Annotated in this window: 15 protein-coding genes and 1 pseudogene; 8 read left to right on the forward strand and 8 right to left on the reverse strand. The window is 39.2% G+C overall.

What is annotated here, in order from left to right:
• The first annotated feature begins 97 nt into the window (after positions 1-97).
• From tilS to bshA, 3 genes are all read left to right on the forward strand, one after another.
• On the forward strand, positions 98-1,432 hold the full coding sequence (gene tilS, locus AB3G38_RS19170) for a tRNA lysidine(34) synthetase TilS (RefSeq protein ID WP_367865396.1): 1,335 nt from the start codon (positions 98-100) through the stop codon (positions 1,430-1,432).
• Complete coding sequence (locus tag AB3G38_RS19175) at positions 1,433-1,915, forward strand: hypothetical protein (protein ID WP_367865397.1); 483 nt, start codon at positions 1,433-1,435, stop codon at positions 1,913-1,915.
• A 132-nt stretch (positions 1,916-2,047) separates the two neighbouring features.
• Positions 2,048-3,193 carry an N-acetyl-alpha-D-glucosaminyl L-malate synthase BshA gene (gene bshA, locus AB3G38_RS19180; protein ID WP_367865398.1) on the forward strand — a complete coding sequence of 382 codons (1,146 nt, stop codon included), beginning with the start codon at positions 2,048-2,050 and terminating at the stop codon, positions 3,191-3,193.
• A gap of 78 nt (positions 3,194-3,271) precedes the next feature.
• On the opposite strand, the gene AB3G38_RS19185 is transcribed toward bshA, so the two are convergent.
• Both AB3G38_RS19185 and AB3G38_RS19190 read right to left on the reverse strand, forming a co-directional pair.
• Positions 3,272-4,405 (reverse strand): lactonase family protein, encoded by a 1,134-nt coding sequence (locus AB3G38_RS19185; RefSeq protein ID WP_367865399.1) that lies wholly within the window; start codon positions 4,403-4,405, stop codon positions 3,272-3,274.
• A 13-nt stretch (positions 4,406-4,418) separates the two neighbouring features.
• Entirely contained in the window at positions 4,419-5,885 is a 1,467-nt protein-coding gene (locus AB3G38_RS19190) for a pseudouridine synthase (protein WP_367865400.1), read from the reverse strand.
• A 294-nt stretch (positions 5,886-6,179) separates the two neighbouring features.
• Here AB3G38_RS19190 and AB3G38_RS19195 point away from each other — a divergent pair, with 294 nt between their 5' ends.
• From AB3G38_RS19195 to AB3G38_RS19210, 4 genes and pseudogenes are all read left to right on the forward strand, one after another.
• Positions 6,180-6,902 carry a lytic transglycosylase domain-containing protein gene (locus AB3G38_RS19195; RefSeq protein ID WP_367865401.1) on the forward strand — a complete coding sequence of 241 codons (723 nt, stop codon included), beginning with the start codon at positions 6,180-6,182 and terminating at the stop codon, positions 6,900-6,902.
• A gap of 190 nt (positions 6,903-7,092) precedes the next feature.
• A complete protein-coding gene (locus AB3G38_RS19200) occupies positions 7,093-8,544 on the forward strand; it encodes a Gfo/Idh/MocA family oxidoreductase (protein ID WP_367865402.1) in 1,452 nt (483 codons plus the stop codon).
• A 229-nt stretch (positions 8,545-8,773) separates the two neighbouring features.
• Positions 8,774-11,616, forward strand: a pseudogene (uvrA, locus tag AB3G38_RS19205) (excinuclease ABC subunit UvrA).
• A gap of 12 nt (positions 11,617-11,628) precedes the next feature.
• Positions 11,629-13,125, forward strand: coding sequence for an NAD(P)H-hydrate dehydratase (locus AB3G38_RS19210; protein WP_367865403.1), 1,497 nt, complete (start codon positions 11,629-11,631; stop codon positions 13,123-13,125).
• Here the strand turns inward: AB3G38_RS19210 and AB3G38_RS19215 are convergent.
• The 3 genes from AB3G38_RS19215 to lipA all read right to left on the reverse strand — a co-directional run bounded on the left by AB3G38_RS19215 (position 13,118) and on the right by lipA (position 15,483).
• Positions 13,118-13,984, reverse strand: coding sequence for an anti-sigma factor (locus AB3G38_RS19215; protein ID WP_367865404.1), 867 nt, complete (start codon positions 13,982-13,984; stop codon positions 13,118-13,120). The genes AB3G38_RS19210 and AB3G38_RS19215 overlap by 8 nt on opposite strands.
• Before the next feature lies 1 nt (position 13,985).
• On the reverse strand, positions 13,986-14,537 hold the full coding sequence (locus AB3G38_RS19220; protein WP_367865405.1) for an RNA polymerase sigma factor: 552 nt from the start codon (positions 14,535-14,537) through the stop codon (positions 13,986-13,988).
• 67 nt (positions 14,538-14,604) lie between these two features.
• A complete protein-coding gene (lipA, locus tag AB3G38_RS19225; protein ID WP_367865406.1) occupies positions 14,605-15,483 on the reverse strand; it encodes a lipoyl synthase in 879 nt (292 codons plus the stop codon).
• Between the two features lie 199 nt (positions 15,484-15,682).
• On the opposite strand from lipA, the gene AB3G38_RS19230 reads away from it, so the two are divergent.
• On the forward strand, positions 15,683-16,087 hold the full coding sequence (locus AB3G38_RS19230) for an OsmC family protein (RefSeq protein WP_367865407.1): 405 nt from the start codon (positions 15,683-15,685) through the stop codon (positions 16,085-16,087).
• On the opposite strand, the gene ytxJ is transcribed toward AB3G38_RS19230, so the two are convergent.
• The 3 genes from ytxJ to AB3G38_RS19245 all read right to left on the reverse strand — a co-directional run bounded on the left by ytxJ (position 16,077) and on the right by AB3G38_RS19245 (position 17,857).
• Positions 16,077-16,409 (reverse strand): bacillithiol system redox-active protein YtxJ, encoded by a 333-nt coding sequence (gene ytxJ / locus AB3G38_RS19235; protein ID WP_367865408.1) that lies wholly within the window; start codon positions 16,407-16,409, stop codon positions 16,077-16,079. The genes AB3G38_RS19230 and ytxJ overlap by 11 nt on opposite strands.
• Positions 16,410-16,620: 211 nt before the next feature.
• Positions 16,621-17,112, reverse strand: a complete 492-nt coding sequence (gene ribH, locus AB3G38_RS19240) for a 6,7-dimethyl-8-ribityllumazine synthase (protein WP_367865409.1) — start codon at positions 17,110-17,112, stop codon at positions 16,621-16,623.
• A gap of 73 nt (positions 17,113-17,185) precedes the next feature.
• Positions 17,186-17,857, reverse strand: coding sequence for a tetratricopeptide repeat protein (locus AB3G38_RS19245; RefSeq protein ID WP_367865410.1), 672 nt, complete (start codon positions 17,855-17,857; stop codon positions 17,186-17,188).
• Positions 17,858-17,923 lie beyond the last annotated feature (66 nt).

Here is a 17,923-nt window from a genome sequence, read left to right on the forward strand (position 1 = left end):
TCGGTGCCTGTTTGAAATTTATCTGATATTTAGTTTGTCTGCTGAATTTAAAAACCTCTTCCTGCTTCTTTTGACAGCAAATCGTTATTTTTGACAGATGTTACTGTTGCACAATTTCCTGGATTATATCCGCCTGAATTCTTTATTCAACCCAGACCAGCGAATTCTTTTAGCGGTTAGCGGAGGAAAAGATTCTGTGCTCATGGCTCACCTTTTTAAGCAAGGTGGATTTAAATTTGGAATTGCACATTGTAATTTTGGGCTAAGAGCACAGGAGTCACAAAGAGACGAGCGTTTTGTAAGTACAATGGCTTCCCAGCTTGAAGTACCCTTGTATGTGACGCATTTCGCCACTAAAGCGTATGCTGCTGAACATAAAATATCAACCCAGATGGCCGCCAGAGATTTGAGGTACCGCTGGTTTGAAGAATTAAGAACACAGGAAAATTATAGCTATATCGCTGTTGCACATCATCAGGATGATGCCATAGAAACGGTCTTGCTAAATTTAGTCAGAGGGACTGGTATTGCTGGTTTACATGGTATTTTACCTAAAAGGGATGCGCTGATCAGACCATTGTTATTTTTATCCCGCGTAGCTATCGATGAGGCCATTCAGCGTAAAGGTTATGATTTTGTAGAAGACAGTTCCAATTCAAGTTCTGCTTATGCCAGAAATAAACTAAGGCTGGGGGTTATCCCGCTGCTTAAGGAGATCAATCCCAATCTGGAACACACCTTTGAACATAATATTCTCCGTTTCGCAGAGACGGAGATGGTTTTGCAGCAAACAGTTGCTCAGCTTAGAACAACGCTCTTTGAGGAAAGAAAAGATGGTATTTTCCTTTCACTGGAGAAAATCAGGGCGTTGAATCCTAAAAGGCTTCTTTTGTTTGAGCTGTTAAAGGTTTATGGTTTTACTGAAACAGTGGTTGAAGACTTGCTTGGCTCTTTAAACAAGCAAAGCGGAACTTCGTTTTATAGTGAAAGTTACCGGCTCACCCTCAACCGGGAACACCTGATGCTGACAGTCATCACAGCAGAAGAGGTTTATACAAACAAAATGATACATCCTTCGGATACGGCAATAGCTTTCGGTAATCAGGTTATTGAAATCTCTTATACTGAGTTGATATCCTTTGATCATAATCCGCAGAAAGCATTTATAGATGCAGACCGGCTGATCTTTCCGATCGTGATCAGAACATGGCAGGAGGGGGATCGTTTTATGCCGATCGGGATGAGAAATTATAAAAAGCTGAGTAATTTCTTTATTGATCAGAAAATACCTCTGCCCCAAAAAAATAGTATTCCAATCCTCATTAATGGGAATGGCGATGTGGTCTGGGTGGCAGGTCTGCGTCAGGACAATAGATATAAAGTAACTGCTACAACAAAAAAAGTCGCTATATTCGAACAGAAATTAAATTAAATGGGCAATAAGTACGCTTTTCTGGAGAAACAATATATAGGTCGTGATTACATCAGGATATGTATCCGTTTGTTAATGGCCGCTTTCTGTTTTGGTGCATATGTATATGAAAGAGATCGCGACAATACGCAGGATTTATTTCTTGTTGTAGGTTTTGGGATCATAGGTATCTCTATAGCCTTATTATTTCTGATTCAATATAAAACGATCATCCACAATAAGAGTCTGATTATTGATGGACTTTGGACTGCAAAAAAGGTGAAGATCGATTTGAATAGTATCACTGATGTCAGAAAAGATACTTACAGCAGTTATCTTTTCAATAATCCGGTATATAATCTGCACCGTAAAGGAAGTATCCGCTTTTACTCTTCCGGAAAAGATGCAGTCGTGCTAACAGACCGCGATGGTTTGGAATATTTTATTGGCACGCAAAGACCAAATGAGATGCTTTTGGTCATTCAGGCCGAAATGAAGAAATAATCCTGTGCTGTAGAAGACGTTATTCTGTCACAAATCAAATAATTGCAATTGTTTAACACAAAGCTCAGTTTTAGTGCTGTAATTTGCGGGTGAAACAGTTTAGTTAAAACTGTTATAGATAATCTATAATTGATGAAAATAGGTATTGTTTGTTACCCTACATTTGGCGGTAGTGGTGTTGTCGCTACAGAATTGGGAAAGGCATTGGCCGATGAAGGACATCAGGTCCATTTCATCACCTATAGCCAGCCTGCAAGGTTAGACTTTTTCTCTGCTAACCTTTATTATCATGAAGTATCAGTCCGGGATTATCCATTGTTTGACTACGCGCCTTATGAGTCTGCACTGGCCAGTAAACTGGTAGATGTAGTGAGATTTGAGAAGCTGGATATCCTGCATGTACATTATGCAATTCCACATGCTTCTGCTGCCTTTATGGCGAAACAGATCCTGGAAACCTACGGTATTTATATTCCGTTTGTAACTACGCTCCACGGAACTGATATTACTTTAGTTGGAAAAGATCCGACTTATAAGCCAGTAGTTACCTTCTCGATCAATAAGTCTGATGGAGTGACTACGGTTTCCAATGACCTGAAAGAAGATACGAATAACCATTTTGATATCACCAATGAGATCAGAGTGATTCCTAACTTTATAGATTTCAGCAGATTCAGCCTGAAACCAAAAGATCATTTCAAAAAGGCCATTGCACCTAACAATGAAAGAATCCTCATCCATACTTCGAATTTCCGAAAAGTGAAAAGAACGGCAGACGTGATCAGGATGTTCAAATTAATCCTGAATAAAATTCCTTCTAAGTTACTGATGGTAGGAGATGGGCCTGACCGTGCGAATAACGAACAGTTATGCCGCGATCTTGGTATTTGTGATCATGTGCGCTTTTTAGGAAAACAAGATGCTGTAGAGGAAATCCTTTCTGTTGCTGACTTATTTCTGATGCCTTCTGAGACAGAAAGTTTTGGATTGGCTGCATTAGAGGCTATGGCTTGTAAGGTGCCTGTGATTACTTCTAATGCTGGTGGTTTGCCAGAACTGAATGTAGATGGCTTCTGTGGCTATATGAGTAATGTGGGTGATGTGGATGATATGGCCAAAAAAGCCATTATGATCCTGGAGAATGATGAAGTGCTGAACACATTTAAAGAAAATGCGTTTAAAAGAGCACAGGATTTTGATCTGAAAAAAATATTGCCATTATATGTGGATTATTACAATGAGATTATCGCTAAAAATCTTGCTTTACAGCCTGCTTAATAATTACGTTTAATTCTTATTCCAAAAAAAAGAGGTTTCAAAATATTGAAGCCTCTTTTTTTTTATATAAATGTTTGATTACATCCTGCTGTCCGGTGCTGTTTTCTTTACAAACTCAAAACAAACGGGAGCACCGATATCAATTCTTTTTCCGCTGTCTTTTAATGCACCGGTAACTTTATCACGTTTAAAAATCACAACGTTATTGGTATACTGATGCCCTACTAATAACCAGTTACCACTCGGGTCAATCACAAAAGCCCTCGGGCCATTGCCTAAAGTGCTGACCTGACCTTTATTGGTTAGCTGGCCATTACTTTCAACAGCGAAAGTAGTAATTGTATTGGCAGTACCTCTGTTACTTGCGTATAAGAATTTTCCATCAGCTGTAAGCTGAATATCAGCACCTCCATTTTCACCTTTAAAGTCTTTAGCTACAATAGATACTTCCTGAATCTTTTTGAACACGCCATCAGCATAACTGAACACGGTTACCTGAGCTATCATTTCCTGAATCAGGTAGGCAAACCTGCCATTGCTGCTAAAGGTGATATGTCTTGGGCCGCTGCCAGGTTTGATACTGATACTGTCTTTCAATACAAGAACATGATGTGCTGAATTCTTATCGTAAGCATAAGTATAAACTTTGTCTTTTCCTAAGTCGTTTGCGATCACGTAACGGTGGTCAGGAGTAAAACGTACCATGTGAACATGGGCACTGCTTTGTCTGTCTTTGTTAATGCTTGATCCTATATGTTTAACAACCTGTTTCGCCGGGGTCAGTGTACCATTTGCTGCTCTGCCAAAAACACCGATTGTGCCTCCGCTATAATTAGCAATCAATACATTTTTGTCATCTGCGATCAGATAACAAGGATCTGCACCTTTTGAAGGTTGTTTATTGAGAAAACCTAATTTTCCTGCAACTGCATCGAAGCTAAACGCGCTCACCATGCTTTTATCACCATCCTCATTCACTGCATAAACAAATTTACTATCTGGTGTAACGGTAAGGAAACTTGGATTAATCACGTTCTTCTCTACAGACTTAAATTTAGCTGCAGCATCGGGTGTGTTAAAATCGTAAACATAAATTCCTTCACTTTTACCCGGAGCTGTATAAGTTCCGATGACCAGATGATAATCTGCCTGTTGTGCTTTAGCAGAGAAAAAAGAAACGGTAGCGGTTAACAGACAAAATAGTTTTCTCATAAATCATTTATAATTACTGGATCAGATGTTTGATCTGGATCAGTTCATGTTCTTCTAAAAAGCGCCATCTTCCGCGTGGAAGATCTTTTTTAGTCAGGTTACCATAAACCACACGGTCTAATTTAACAACCTCATAACCCAGGTGTTCAAATATTCTGCGGACAATCCTGTTTTTACCACTGTGGATCTGGATACCTACTTCGCGTTTAGAACCTCCTGCTACGTAAGATACAGAATCTGGTTTAATAATACCATCTTCTAATTCTAAACCGAATTGGATTTTGTTCAGGTCACCCTGACTTAAACTTTTGCTTAATTCAACATGATAGATTTTAGTAATTCCATTTTTTGGATGAGATAACTTATCAGCTAAATCGCCATCATTAGTCATTAATAAAAGACCTGTTGTATTGCGGTCTAAACGACCAACCGGATAAATACGTTCTCTGCTTGCTTTTTCTACTAAGGACATTACTGTACGACGTTCCTGAGGATCATCAGTAGTAGTAATATAATCTTTAGGTTTATTTAAGATCACATAAACTTTCTTTTCACGTTTCAGCAATTCGCCGTTGTAACGTACTTCATCTTTACCCGGATCTACTTTATGTCCCAGTTCAGAAACTGGTACACCGTTTACAGAAACCACACCAGCAGCGATCAGTTCATCTGCCTTACGGCGTGAACAAATACCTGAATTGGCAATGTAACGGTTCAAACGGATTTTTCCGTCATCTGCAGTATGGTGACTGCTTTCCTTTCTGCTACGCATAACAGGCGCTTTTTCAGCAAAAGGTCTTGGCGCACCAGAATATGGTTTTGCCGGAGCACCTTCTTCTCTTTTTCTGAATGGTCTGCTATCTGTACTTCTGGAAGTGCTTTTTTTATCTTCGAAAGTTCTGAATGGTCTTTCACCATCAGTACCGAAATTGTCTTTCTTTATATAACTACGGCCTTCATTTCTTGGCATCTCTTTAGAGCTGCCTTCTTTAAACGCACGTGGTTTGAATGTTTTGCCGCCAGTGCCACCTCTTGAAGAGAAGCTTTTTGCATCGCCGTCTCTGCCTGCTCTTGGTCTGTCGCCATCCCTTGGAGGTCTTGAAGAGAAGCTTTTTGCATCACCGTCTCTGCCTGCTCTTGGTCTGTCGCCATCCCTTGGAGGTCTTGAGGAGAAGCTTTTTGCATCGCCGTCTCTGCCTGCTCTTGGTCTTTCACCATCTCTCGGAGGTCTTGAAGAGAAGCTCTTTGCTTCACCGTCTCTTGGAGGTCTTGCCTTAAAATCATCACCATCTTTACTGGCTCTTGGTCTGTAGTTATCTTTACCAGCACCAAATTTACTCTTGTCGTTCCCCTCTTTATCCCCAAACTTGCTTTTACCCTTGTAAGCACTATCTGCTCCACTACGGCCTTTACCTGTTGTGCTTCGGTTTCCCGGTTTGGACTTGTCATCCCGACTGTTCCTGTTGTTGTTATTTGTCATGATACGCTGTTAACCACATAATTAATGCGGGGTGCAAATTTAATAAAAATCGGGCAATTAGTCATTTATATTTTCAGGATGTCTATTAAAAATAAAATCGCGGCCTATTGGTGTTTAAACCTTGATTTTATTGCTTATTTCTGTAAAATGTTGATTATTAGATAAATATACGGTATATTTGCAGGCGTTTTATAATTGTTCACCAAAAAAAGGAGGAAAATGATAAAGAAACACATAATAACATGTTCAATAATTTTAGGATTATTGGTTATGGCAAAAGTGTTTGCTTACAACATGCCCCAAGCATTTAAAAGTTCGAAAAAGGAACTTAACAACACGACAAAAAGCATTACCACCACTACCACTATTATCACAGAAGAGCCTGTAAATCAAATAGCTCAGCTGAATTTCGCGGAAGAAACTTTACCTCTGGGTGACATCAGGGTGCAGAAAAAAATGAAGAAGACTCTCGCGGGGTATAATTACAGCAGCATACAGACTAATCGCCTGCACAGAATGGCCGCTGAATGGTTTCCGATTATCGAGCCGATTCTCGCAGCTTATGGGATTCCAAATGATTTTAAATACATGCCTCTAGTAGAATCAGGATTACAGGGTGGAATGTCTCCAAAAGGAGCTAATGGGTTCTGGCAATTTATGCCGGGTACAGCACGTACTTACGGACTAAAAGTAAATTCAGAAGTTGATGAACGTAAGAACTTACGTAAATCCACTATAGCGGCCTGCAAATACATCAAAGAATTGTATGGCGTTTTTGATAGCTGGACATTAGTAGCTGCAGCCTATAATGTGGGCGATAACCACATGAGAAAGCAGATCAACAGACAAAATCAGGACAATTATTTCAAAATGAAACTGAATCGTGAAACAGGTGGGTATGTTTACAAACTTATTTCAATGAAAGAAATCATCAGGGATCCTTCCCGTTATGGTTACAGCAGTTCCAAAGGAGTATTGGCTATGCATAGCAATAGCAGTACTACAAACAGGGAATAAAACGATACTGAAATGAATTAAAAGCCGGCAATAGCCGGCTTTTTTTATGTGCTGTTTTTTTGAAGGTACTTTTATTGCCTTGAAAAATTATTCAGCTGGTTTACGATTATTTTACTTTCTTTTAATTTAGTTCTGCTTTTGATATAATTGAAAACATATATATTTAGTGAGTTTAAATAATATTCTCCTAATGAAATTTGTTACACGAATAATTCTAATTGGTATTGGTCCCCATTCCAGACGCGTATATCTTCCTGCAATCACTCAGTTAAAACAAAAGTTTGAAGTTGAAATCTCACTGGCAATTGATGTTAAATCTGAAGATCAGAAGATTACACATTACTTTGAAAAGCATAACTATAAAATCAATACCTTATTCATTGATCCATTTACAGGACAATTGCCAGAAGCCTTAAAAGATGATTTGAATCATTTTGTTGAAGTGCATGGAATAAATGCAGTGATTATTGCAACTGAACCATCGGTTCATCACGCATATGCAGAGTGGGCATTGAGTTTAAAATTGCATATCCTGATGGATAAACCTGTCAGTACCAGGGAAAATGCAGTTTCTGAGCTTGAACAGGCTCATGGGATTTTGACCGATTATCAGCAGTTGTTGCAGCTTTACGACGACTTTCAGCAAGAAAAATCTACTATTTTTTCTATCAACGTACAGCGAAGATACCATCCGGGTTTCCAGTATGTGATGGAAAGGATCAGGGAAGTAAGCGCAGCTACCAATTGCCCGGTCACGGCAATTCATTCCAGTCATAGTGATGGACAATGGCGTTTACCCTCAGAAATGGTATTACAGGACTATCATTCTTATAATAAAGGACACGGAAAAATGTCACATAGCGGATATCATATATTTGATATTGTCAGCCAGCTTTATGATGCTCCTGGAATAGTGGATAAAACCCCGGATGAGCTGGAGGTAATCAGTTCATTGATTCTGCCTGAAGGATTTATCAAACAGCTCAATGAACAGGATTATGAAGCTAACTTTAAGGCTGATTATGAACAGGCTAAAGTTTATAATGATGCACAGCTGATGAAAATATTTGAGAATTATGGAGAAATCGACGCAACAGTACTGGTAAGGCTGTTAAAAGATGGAATCAATATGGCAAATATTACAATCAACTTACTGCACAATAGTTTTAGCAGAAGGAGCTGGGTAATTCCTGATGCAGATCTCTATAAAGGAAACGGACGTGTAAAACACGAATATCACAATATTCAGCAGGGGCCTTTTCAAAATATCCAGATCCACTCTTACCAGTCAAAAGATAAACACAACCATAACAACAAAAAAGATTATAAAGCAGGAGGGAATAATCATTTTGATATTTATATTTTCCGGAATACAGGTATGCTGGGAGGAAAACATCCTTTGGAGATTATTACGATGAAAGACCTGTCAGCTTTACACAAATTTGATGACTCTAAACTGTTAACTGAACAAGCTAAAACAGCGGTGATAGCAGAATTTCTCAGCTTTATTCAAGGTGATCTGGAGAAAAAAGATTTAAAATCAAATATTGACAGTCATTTGAACAGTGTGAAAATGATGTCAGCAGCTTATTTATCACATATTCAGCAGAAGGCCGGTGTGAACCCTGTTGTGAAAATTTAGTTTTGTTTTTCCTGCGTAAAAATCGTGCTTGTGTAATTCATATTTAAAGTAACATTAACGTCAAATAATTGTTTGCTATCAGGAATCCCTTTTAATTTGAAAAGAACGGGGATTTCAAGGTTTACAATAAATTAACCACGATAGGCTATTCAAAGAAAAATGGGTACTTTTGTGGCTGCAAATTTGCTTTCTTTATTTCAAAGATTTCAATTGCATTTTTTAAATATATATGAGCAAAAATACCATCGATCTGGGTGAACAAAAAGATGTTGAAGTATACGGTGCAAGGGTTCACAACCTTAAAAACATAGATATTTCTTTTCCGCGTAATCAGCTGGTTGTTATCACCGGCCTGAGTGGCAGTGGTAAATCATCACTGGCATTTGATACAATTTATGCCGAAGGACAACGTCGCTATATGGAAACTTTCAGCGCTTATTCCCGTCAGTTTATGGGGGGCATGGAAAGACCTGATGTAGATAAAGTATCAGGGCTGAGTCCTGTAATTGCCATAGAACAGAAAACTACCAGCAAAAATCCAAGATCCACTGTAGGTACAATTACAGAAATCTATGATTTTATGCGTTTGCTGTATGCCCGTACTGCCGATGCCTTCTCTTACAATACAGGAGAGAAAATGGAAAGGATGAGCGAGGACCAGATCCTGAATAATATTTATAATAAATATGATGGTGTAGCAGTGAATATCCTGGCTCCGGTAGTGAAAGGCCGTAAAGGACATTACCGTGAACTGTTCGAACAAATCCGTAAGCAAGGTTATGTGAAAGTGCGTATTGATGGGGAGATACAGGATATGGCTCCAAAGATGCAGGTTGACAGGTACAAAATTCATGACATAGAGATTGTTGTAGACCGTTTACTGGTAGACAGAAAAGATCATAAACGATTAATTGATTCTGTTCAGACCGCTATGCGCGTAGGTAAAGGAATTATTAAGATCAGCGACAAAGAGAATAATGTTTCTCATTTCAGCAAATTTTTGATGTGTCCTACTACAGGGATTTCTTACGATGAACCACAGCCGAACAGTTTTTCTTTCAACTCCCCTTATGGTGCTTGTGAAAGATGTGATGGTTTAGGGTATATCTTCGTGGTAGACAGAGAATCTGTTATGCCTAACCCGAAATTAAGTATTATGAGCGGTGGGTTAGCCCCGCTTGGTGAATACCGCGATATCTGGATGTTCCAGGTAATTAAAGCACTGGCGAAAAAATATAACTTCTCTCTTTCCACTCCAATTGAGAAATTAGGAGAAGAAAATATCAATATCCTGCTTAATGGCAGCCCTGATTTATTATCGGTAGCTGTTGAATACAACAAGTGGAATGTACAAAACTATCAGATTACGTTTGATGGGATTATCAAATTACTTGAAGAACAGAATGAGAAGAAAGGAGAGGGAGCCGTAGATGATATGGAAACCTTCCGTAAACTTAAAACCTGTCCTTCTTGTAATGGTGCAAGACTGAAAAAAGAAAGCCTGCATTTTAAAGTAGATGGCAAGAATATCTTTGAACTGGCAGAAATGGATATTAACAGTCTTAAAGGCTGGTTTAATGAGCTGGAAAGCCGTTTAAATGAAAGACAAAATACAATTGCTAAAGAGATCCTGAAAGAAATCAGAACCAGGCTGGGCTTTTTGACCGATGTGGGCCTGAATTATCTTTCACTGGACAGAACAGCCAGAACTCTTTCAGGAGGAGAAGCACAAAGGATTCGTCTGGCTACACAAATCGGTTCACAGCTGATGAATGTGATGTATATTCTGGATGAGCCAAGTATCGGTCTTCATCAGCGTGACAATGAGCGTTTGATTGGCGCACTGAAAAACCTGCGTGATCTTGGGAACACAGTACTTGTTGTAGAACATGATAAAGACATGATTCTGGAAGCTGATTATGTGATTGATGTTGGTCCGGCGGCAGGTTTGCGCGGAGGACAGATTGTTGCAGAAGGAACACCAGCACAAATTCTGAAATCGGGAACGCTGACTGCGGCCTATCTGAATGGAAATAAAGAAATCACTGTTCCTGCTAAAGAAGAAAAGGAAACGGACATAAGCTATCTATCATTAAAGCCAGCGGGCATAACCTGAAAGAAGTTTCTGTAGACTTTCCATTAGGTAAATTTATTGCAGTTACGGGAGTTTCCGGAAGTGGTAAATCGAGTCTGATCACAGAAACTTTATATCCGATATTAAACCATCATTTCTTCAGGGCGAAAAAACATCCTTTACCTTATGAGAAGATTAATGGAATCAAGGAAATAGATAAAGTTATTGAAATTGATCAGGCACCGATTGGCAGAACACCAAGATCAAATCCATCTACTTATACGGGAGTTTTCTCTGATATCAGGAACTTGTATGTACAACTTCCGGAAGCTAAAATAAGAGGTTATAAACCTGGTCGTTTCTCCTTCAATGTGAAAGGCGGAAGGTGTGAAACCTGTCAGGGTGCAGGAATGAAGGTTATTGAAATGAATTTCCTGCCTGATGTCCATGTACCTTGTGAAGAATGTGGCGGAAGAAGATATAATAGAGAAACACTGGAAGTACGCTACCGTGGTAAATCAATCAGTGATGTACTGGATATGAGTATTGAAGATGCTTGTGCATTTTTCGAGAATATGCCGGTGATTTACCGTAAAATCAAGACTTTAAAAGATGTTGGACTAGGCTATATTACCTTAGGGCAATCTTCCACTACTTTGTCTGGCGGAGAAGCGCAGCGGGTTAAACTGGCTACTGAATTATCTAAAAAAGATACCGGAAAAACGTTCTATATTCTGGATGAGCCAACAACAGGTCTTCACTTTGAAGATATTAATGTACTGCTGGGCGTATTAAACGAGCTTGTAGATAAAGGAAATACGGTATTAGTCATTGAGCATAACCTGGATGTGGTCAAAGTGGCCGACTGGGTAATTGATTTGGGAGAAGAAGGCGGAGCTGGTGGTGGAAGAATCATTTTTGAAGGTACACCCGAAGGCCTGATTCAAAATCCAATCAGTCTGACAGGAAAGTTCCTGAAGAAAGAAATGAAACATTAATCTATAAAAGTAATGCAGAAGCTAATTAATCAGGAGCAGATGCGTTCGGCAGACGCATTCACCATTAAGAACCTCGATATATCTTCGATAGAATTGATGGAAACTGCCTCTATGGCATTTGTAGCTGAGTTTTTACAGGAAATTAAGGCTGTAGAAACTCCTGTCAATATCTTATGCGGTAAAGGCAATAATGGCGCTGATGGATTAGCTATTGCCAGAATACTTCAGGATAAAGGGTATAGCGCAGTTGTTGTTTACCTGATTGATTTTTCTGATAAACAGACCGCAGAATACCAAACGAACCTGAACCGGTTAAAAGATCTCTGGTTTCCTTTAACCACAGTTAAAACTGTAGCAGAACTAAAAAACATAAAAGATGGGGTCATTATTGACGCTGTGCTGGGATCGGGCTTGAATAAGCCTTTAAGTGGTGCTTATGCAGAACTTGCAACTTTCATTAATGGATTAAACTACCAGGTGGTTGCCGTGGATATTCCTACGGGATTTCCTGCAGAAGGAGCATTTGCCAAAACTGATCTCTTTATCAAAGCAGATCTTGTTATCTGTTTTCAACGGCCAAAAATCAATTTCTTTTTTCCGGAATCGGTAGCGGCCTTAAACCGTTTTCGTGTCGTGTCTATTGGCCTGGATGAAGAGTTTATTGAAAAGCAGGTTTCTCCTTATCAGCTTTTAGAACAGCATGATATCAAAGAATTGATCCAACCCCGGAAATCTTTTACCCATAAAGGAACCTATGGGCATGCACTGCTTATTGCTGGTCAAAAAGAAACTATGGGTGCTGCAATTCTTGCCGCTAAAGGATGTTTATATGGTGGAGCGGGCTTAACAACAATTTCTATTCCTGAAAGTGGTTTGACGGCGTTAAATACAGCGCTTCCTGAAGTGATGTATCTGGACCGTAAAGAACTGACAAGTACAGCATCAGCATTAGAGAAATTCAAAATTATCGCTATAGGGCCAGGTTTGGGTACAGATGCCACTATTATTGAACTGTTAAAAGACCTGTTAAAACTAAAAGTTCCCCTGGTTATAGACGCAGATGCCTTACATCTTTTAGGAAATGACGAAAACTTACTGAAGCATTTGACTGAAGGCTCTGTCTTAACCCCTCATATGAAGGAATTTGATCACCTTTTTGGTGCACATGAATCCTGGTGGGCACGTTTAGAAACCGCCAGAGAAAAAGCGGTTGAATTAAAATGTGTGATCGTCCTTAAAAATCAATATACTTTTATCGTTGATCAGCAGGGAAAAGTTATGATCAATTCAACTGGTAATCCTGCAATGGCACAAGGAGGGATGGGAGATGTGCTCACAGGCTTAATTGCCTCGCTGATTGCACAAGGTTACAAACCTGTTGAAGCGGCTTATGCAGCTTGTTTTATACACGGATTATCCGGAGATCAGCTTGCTTTAACTCAAATTTCTGTAAAAGCTTCAGCGATTGCTGCGCACCTGCCCAATGTGGTAAAAGGATTAACTAGATAGACACGCCGCCCATAGCAATCATCTTTTCCATAGTCGGACTCGGACTGCCACCACGTTTTTCGAGTGTAACGGCAAAAGCCTGTGCATTGCCAACTTCTTTCATAGTTAACAATAGTTTGCCGGGACCCGATTTTGCATCAAATACACCCAAATCTACTGGTTTCCCATTTACGATAGCCCATAACTGGTACTGGTGTGCATCATCATTTTGAGGAAGCGCCATTTTAGTGTTGTCCACCATGACATGCATCCCCTTTTTATGCCAGTAAACCATCATGTTAGCTTGCGGAGAGATTTTTGTTCCGGCAAGTTTTACAGATGTCCAGGTTGGATCAGCAGAAATAGCTGCAATTTCCTGTAAATCTTTGTTTTCATTTTTCATGAAACTTACTGTACTGGCAAACTTTTCCTTATCAACATTCATTGCAATGATCTGCTGGTTGGCCAGATTTAATTTATCGTGTGTGGCATAAAGTGCAGCAACACTGACTATTAAAAGCCCAACGCAAGCCACTAATGAATATTTTAATGTTCTGATCGTCGATGCCGCATGGTCAGCTGATAGCTGGACAATTTTGGCTTCGTGATTTGTTGTTGAAGTCGTTTTCTCCGGAACTGGTACTTCATTGGCAAGTATGCCTATTTTTTGGAAAATCTGTTTATCTAATCCTTCAGATGGTTCAATAGCATGTTTGATCGCATATTGTTCCATCGCAATTTCAATAGCGGTAATCTCCTCTTTTATCGCAGGATACTTTGCCGCCATTCCCTCTACTTCACGCTGTTCCTGAGCATTGAGATGCCCGAGAACGTAAAGTTCAAGTATGCCTGTTTCGATATATGCTTTTGCCTCTTCCACTTTAATTAAAATGCTTTCTTAATTCCATAATAGCCATCCGGATCCGGGTCTTAACCGTACCTAATGGTAAATTCAGTTCTTCTGCTGCCTCTACATGGGTATAACCTTTAAAATAAACCATGTCCAATACACTATTAAACTCTGGTTTAAGTGCAGTAACCATGTCTTTGATTCCCAGTGTGTCCGCATTGAAAGTTACCTTTCTTTGCAGGTCAATGAAATCTACGTTATTTTCAAGGTCTTGGTTTTTACTGGCATTTTTAAAGTCCTTGGATCTTATTTTATCTATTGCCAGATTACGGGCAATATTAATCATCCAGGTAAATAAGCGGCCTTTGCTGCTGTCGTAACTCGCTGCCGAATGCCAGATCTTAATGAAAGTGTCTTGTAATAAATCTTCAGCTATTTCCGAATGTTGTACAATTCTGAAAATTACCCCCAGCAACGCTCCTGAATACATATCGTATAAAGCCTGAATAGCGATAGTCTCCTGACCTTTCAGTGCACGCACCAGGTCTTCTTCTGTAAGGGATATTTTTTTACTCGGTGCCAATATTTGCTAATATACAGAATGTTTAACAAGTTCAAGGGTCTTTTTGTTTGAACTCGTTTGCTACGGATTAAAAATCAAAAAGGTGTTTCTCTGCATGGTAAGAAGAACGGACCAGCGGACCGCTTTCTACATACCTTAAACCTTTTTGCATGCCAATTTCCTTATATTTAGCAAACTGATCAGGATGGATCCAGTCTACAACCGGGTGATGGTTACGTGTAGGTTGCAGATACTGGCCCAAGGTTAGAATGTGTACCCCATTAGCTACTAAATCATCCATAGCTTCCAGTACATCATCTTCAGTTTCTCCCAGGCCAAGCATAATCCCTGTTTTAGTTCTTAAACCGAATTCTGAGATTCTTTTCAGACACTCCAGACTTCGGTCATATTTAGCCTGAACACGTACTTGTTTAGTTAAACGGCGTACTGTTTCGATGTTATGAGACATCACTTCAGGACGTTCTTCCAGTACACGGTACAAGTTGTCCCAGATACCTCTGAAATCAGGAATAAGTGTCTCTAAAGTTGTCGAAGGGCTCTCTCTGCGGATAGCCTGTAAAGTTTCTGCCCAGATAACAGAGCCGCCATCTTTTAAATCATCACGGTCTACCGACGTAATCACACAATGTTTAACCTGCATTAATTTTACTGAATTCGCAACCCGGTTAGGCTCATCGGTATCCACAGCTTTTGGTCTGCCTGTGGCTACTGCACAAAAAGAGCAGGAGCGGGTACAGATATTACCAAGGATCATGAACGTTGCCGTACCAGCGCCCCAGCATTCGCCCATATTCGGACAATTGCCACTTTCACAAATGGTATGTAATTTATGGGTATCTACAAGACTGCGCACCTGCGCATATTCTTTACCTACAGGAAGCTTAACTCTAAGCCAATCTGGTTTACGTTGTACTGGGTTTGCTGAAACAACCGGAAGTTCGATCATGCAGCAAAGTTAAGCAATAGGTTTGAATTGTTATAAACATGAAATGTATGTAAGGTGTAATGTTATGCTTAAAAACGATTAAATTATGACAAATTAAGGGAAATACGCCTTCAAAGATTATTGATATCATAAATAATTTATGTTAATCTTGTAATGCAGGCTTAACCAGAATTTAAGCTGGCCTAAAAAACAACCTGATATGGCAACTTCAAAAATAACTTATAACGGAGGATTGAGAACAACCTCTGTTCACTTACGTTCGGGAAATGAAATCATCACTGATGCACCTGTAGACAATAAAGGTAAAGGTGAAGCATTTTCACCGACAGATTTACTGGCTACTTCACTAGGAAACTGTATGATCACTATTGTAGGGATTGCAGCAGCAGAACATGGCTTTAATATTGACGGGGCCACTTGTGAAATCACGAAAGTTATGGCAGAAGGGCCAAGAAGAGTAGCTGAAATCATAGCTGTCCTTCAGTTCCCTGCAAATAACTATTCTGATAAAGACAAAAAGATTATTGAAAGGTCTGCAAATACCTGTCCGGTATTTTACAGCCTTCATCCTGATTTAAAGAAAACAATTTCTTTTAATTATTAATCAGTTCGGCTACTTCATCGGCCGAAATGTCACTATGAGAGGCATCCAGTACACAATCTCCATCCTTGATCAATAAGATCTGAGGAGACTCATGATGAACTTGAAATGTTTCAGCTATCTGTGCAGAAATTGCACGATGGCTGATCAGGTCAAGGAAATATAGATTTGTTCCTTCAGGGATAATGTCCCAATCCAGCTCAAAACGTTTTTTTGCCATCATACTCACCGAACAACGGGTGCTGTGTTTAAAAATTAAACTATAGCCTTCCTGCGTTTTTATGCCACTGATCTGATCTGGATCAGTTATGTTCTTCCACTCCATCTAATTTCTATTTTAAATTATACCGGCCTTACTTTCTCCGGTTGCCTTTCGGATACGAACTGTATGCCGGGCAAATACGGTTAGCGCAAGACTCTAAAATTGTTATTGCAAAGAATACTCCCAGCAACACTATAGCTATCTTTTTCATGAGCGTAGATTTTGTTTTTCTTTTGCTAATCTACACTATTCCGGAAAAAAAAGCAATTCCTTATTAAGCAGTGTGCAATAAATGAGCCATTTTTATTGCTGTAAAAGCAGCCTCGTCACCTTTGTTACCATGCTTACCACCAGATCTTTCTACTGCCTGCTGTAAATCATTGGTTGTTAATACACCAAAAATTACTGGTTTACTATACTTAATTCCTACTTGGGTGATTCCATTTGCTATGGCATCACAGATAAAATCAAAATGCCTGGTTTCTCCCTGTATTACACATCCAAGACAGATTACTGCATCCAGATCTGCATGTTTCTTCAACAGGATCTCTGCTGCGCCAGTCAATTCAAAACTTCCAGGAACAGCTAAAGAAATAATATTCTCTTCTTTAACGCCATGTTTTAAAAGTGTTTCTAATGCACCTTTATACAAGCTGCCAGTTACTTCTGCATTCCATTCAGCAACTGCAATAGCGAATTTATAAGTTGCACCATCAGGAACAGTAGTATGAGAGAAGTCAGATAGATTTTTTAATTGTGTTGCCATAGCGCAAAGATAAGTATTAAAACAAAAAAAAGGCCCGCATAAAATGCAGGCCTTTGTCAAATGTTTTTAAATTTTATTTTCCTTGTGCAGCAGTAACACGTGCAATATACTCATCAATCATGGTAGCTTCCTGACTTGCAGGGAACTCATTTTTGATTTTGTTATAAGCATCTTCTGCGTTTTTATAGTCTTTTTGTGATTCGTAAACTAATCCTAGTTTTTTAAGGAACAATGGAGAAGTAAATTTATTGCTTGATTTGTCAGCTGCTTTCTTGTAATAAGTAATCGCCTGACTATAGTCTTTCAGCTCGCTGTAAGCATCACCTAACATTCCTAATGCTAACGGATCTGCAACAGGGCTTCCTGTTTCTGAGTATTTACCTAAAACTTCAGTCGCTTTTTTGTATTCACCTTTACGTAAATAAATTCCACCAAGGTAAAGGTTTGCTAAGTTCGCTGATTTAGTATTGTTGTATTCTTCTGCGATTTTTTCAAATCCAGGATAACCTGCATCTCCGCTGATTGCTTTGTTAGCCAGAGAATCTACCCCAACATATTGTTCTGCTTTGTACATTTTTGCAGAAGCCTCTTCAGCTCTGTCCTTTAAATATACATTCTGATACCAAAAGTATATGATCACTAATACGATTACCGCTGCGGCAATGAATAAAAGGCTTTTAGAGTTTTCCTCTAAGAATGAACCTTTTCTAACGTTATGATTTACTTCTTTTTCTGTTGTGGACATTTTATTTAAAAAAATTAAGGATTGCAAAAATACATTTTTCGGTTAAAGTATCAACCTCTTTTTCAG

Source organism: Pedobacter sp. WC2423, from assembly GCF_040822065.1.
Lineage (GTDB): Bacteria > Bacteroidota > Bacteroidia > Sphingobacteriales > Sphingobacteriaceae > Pedobacter.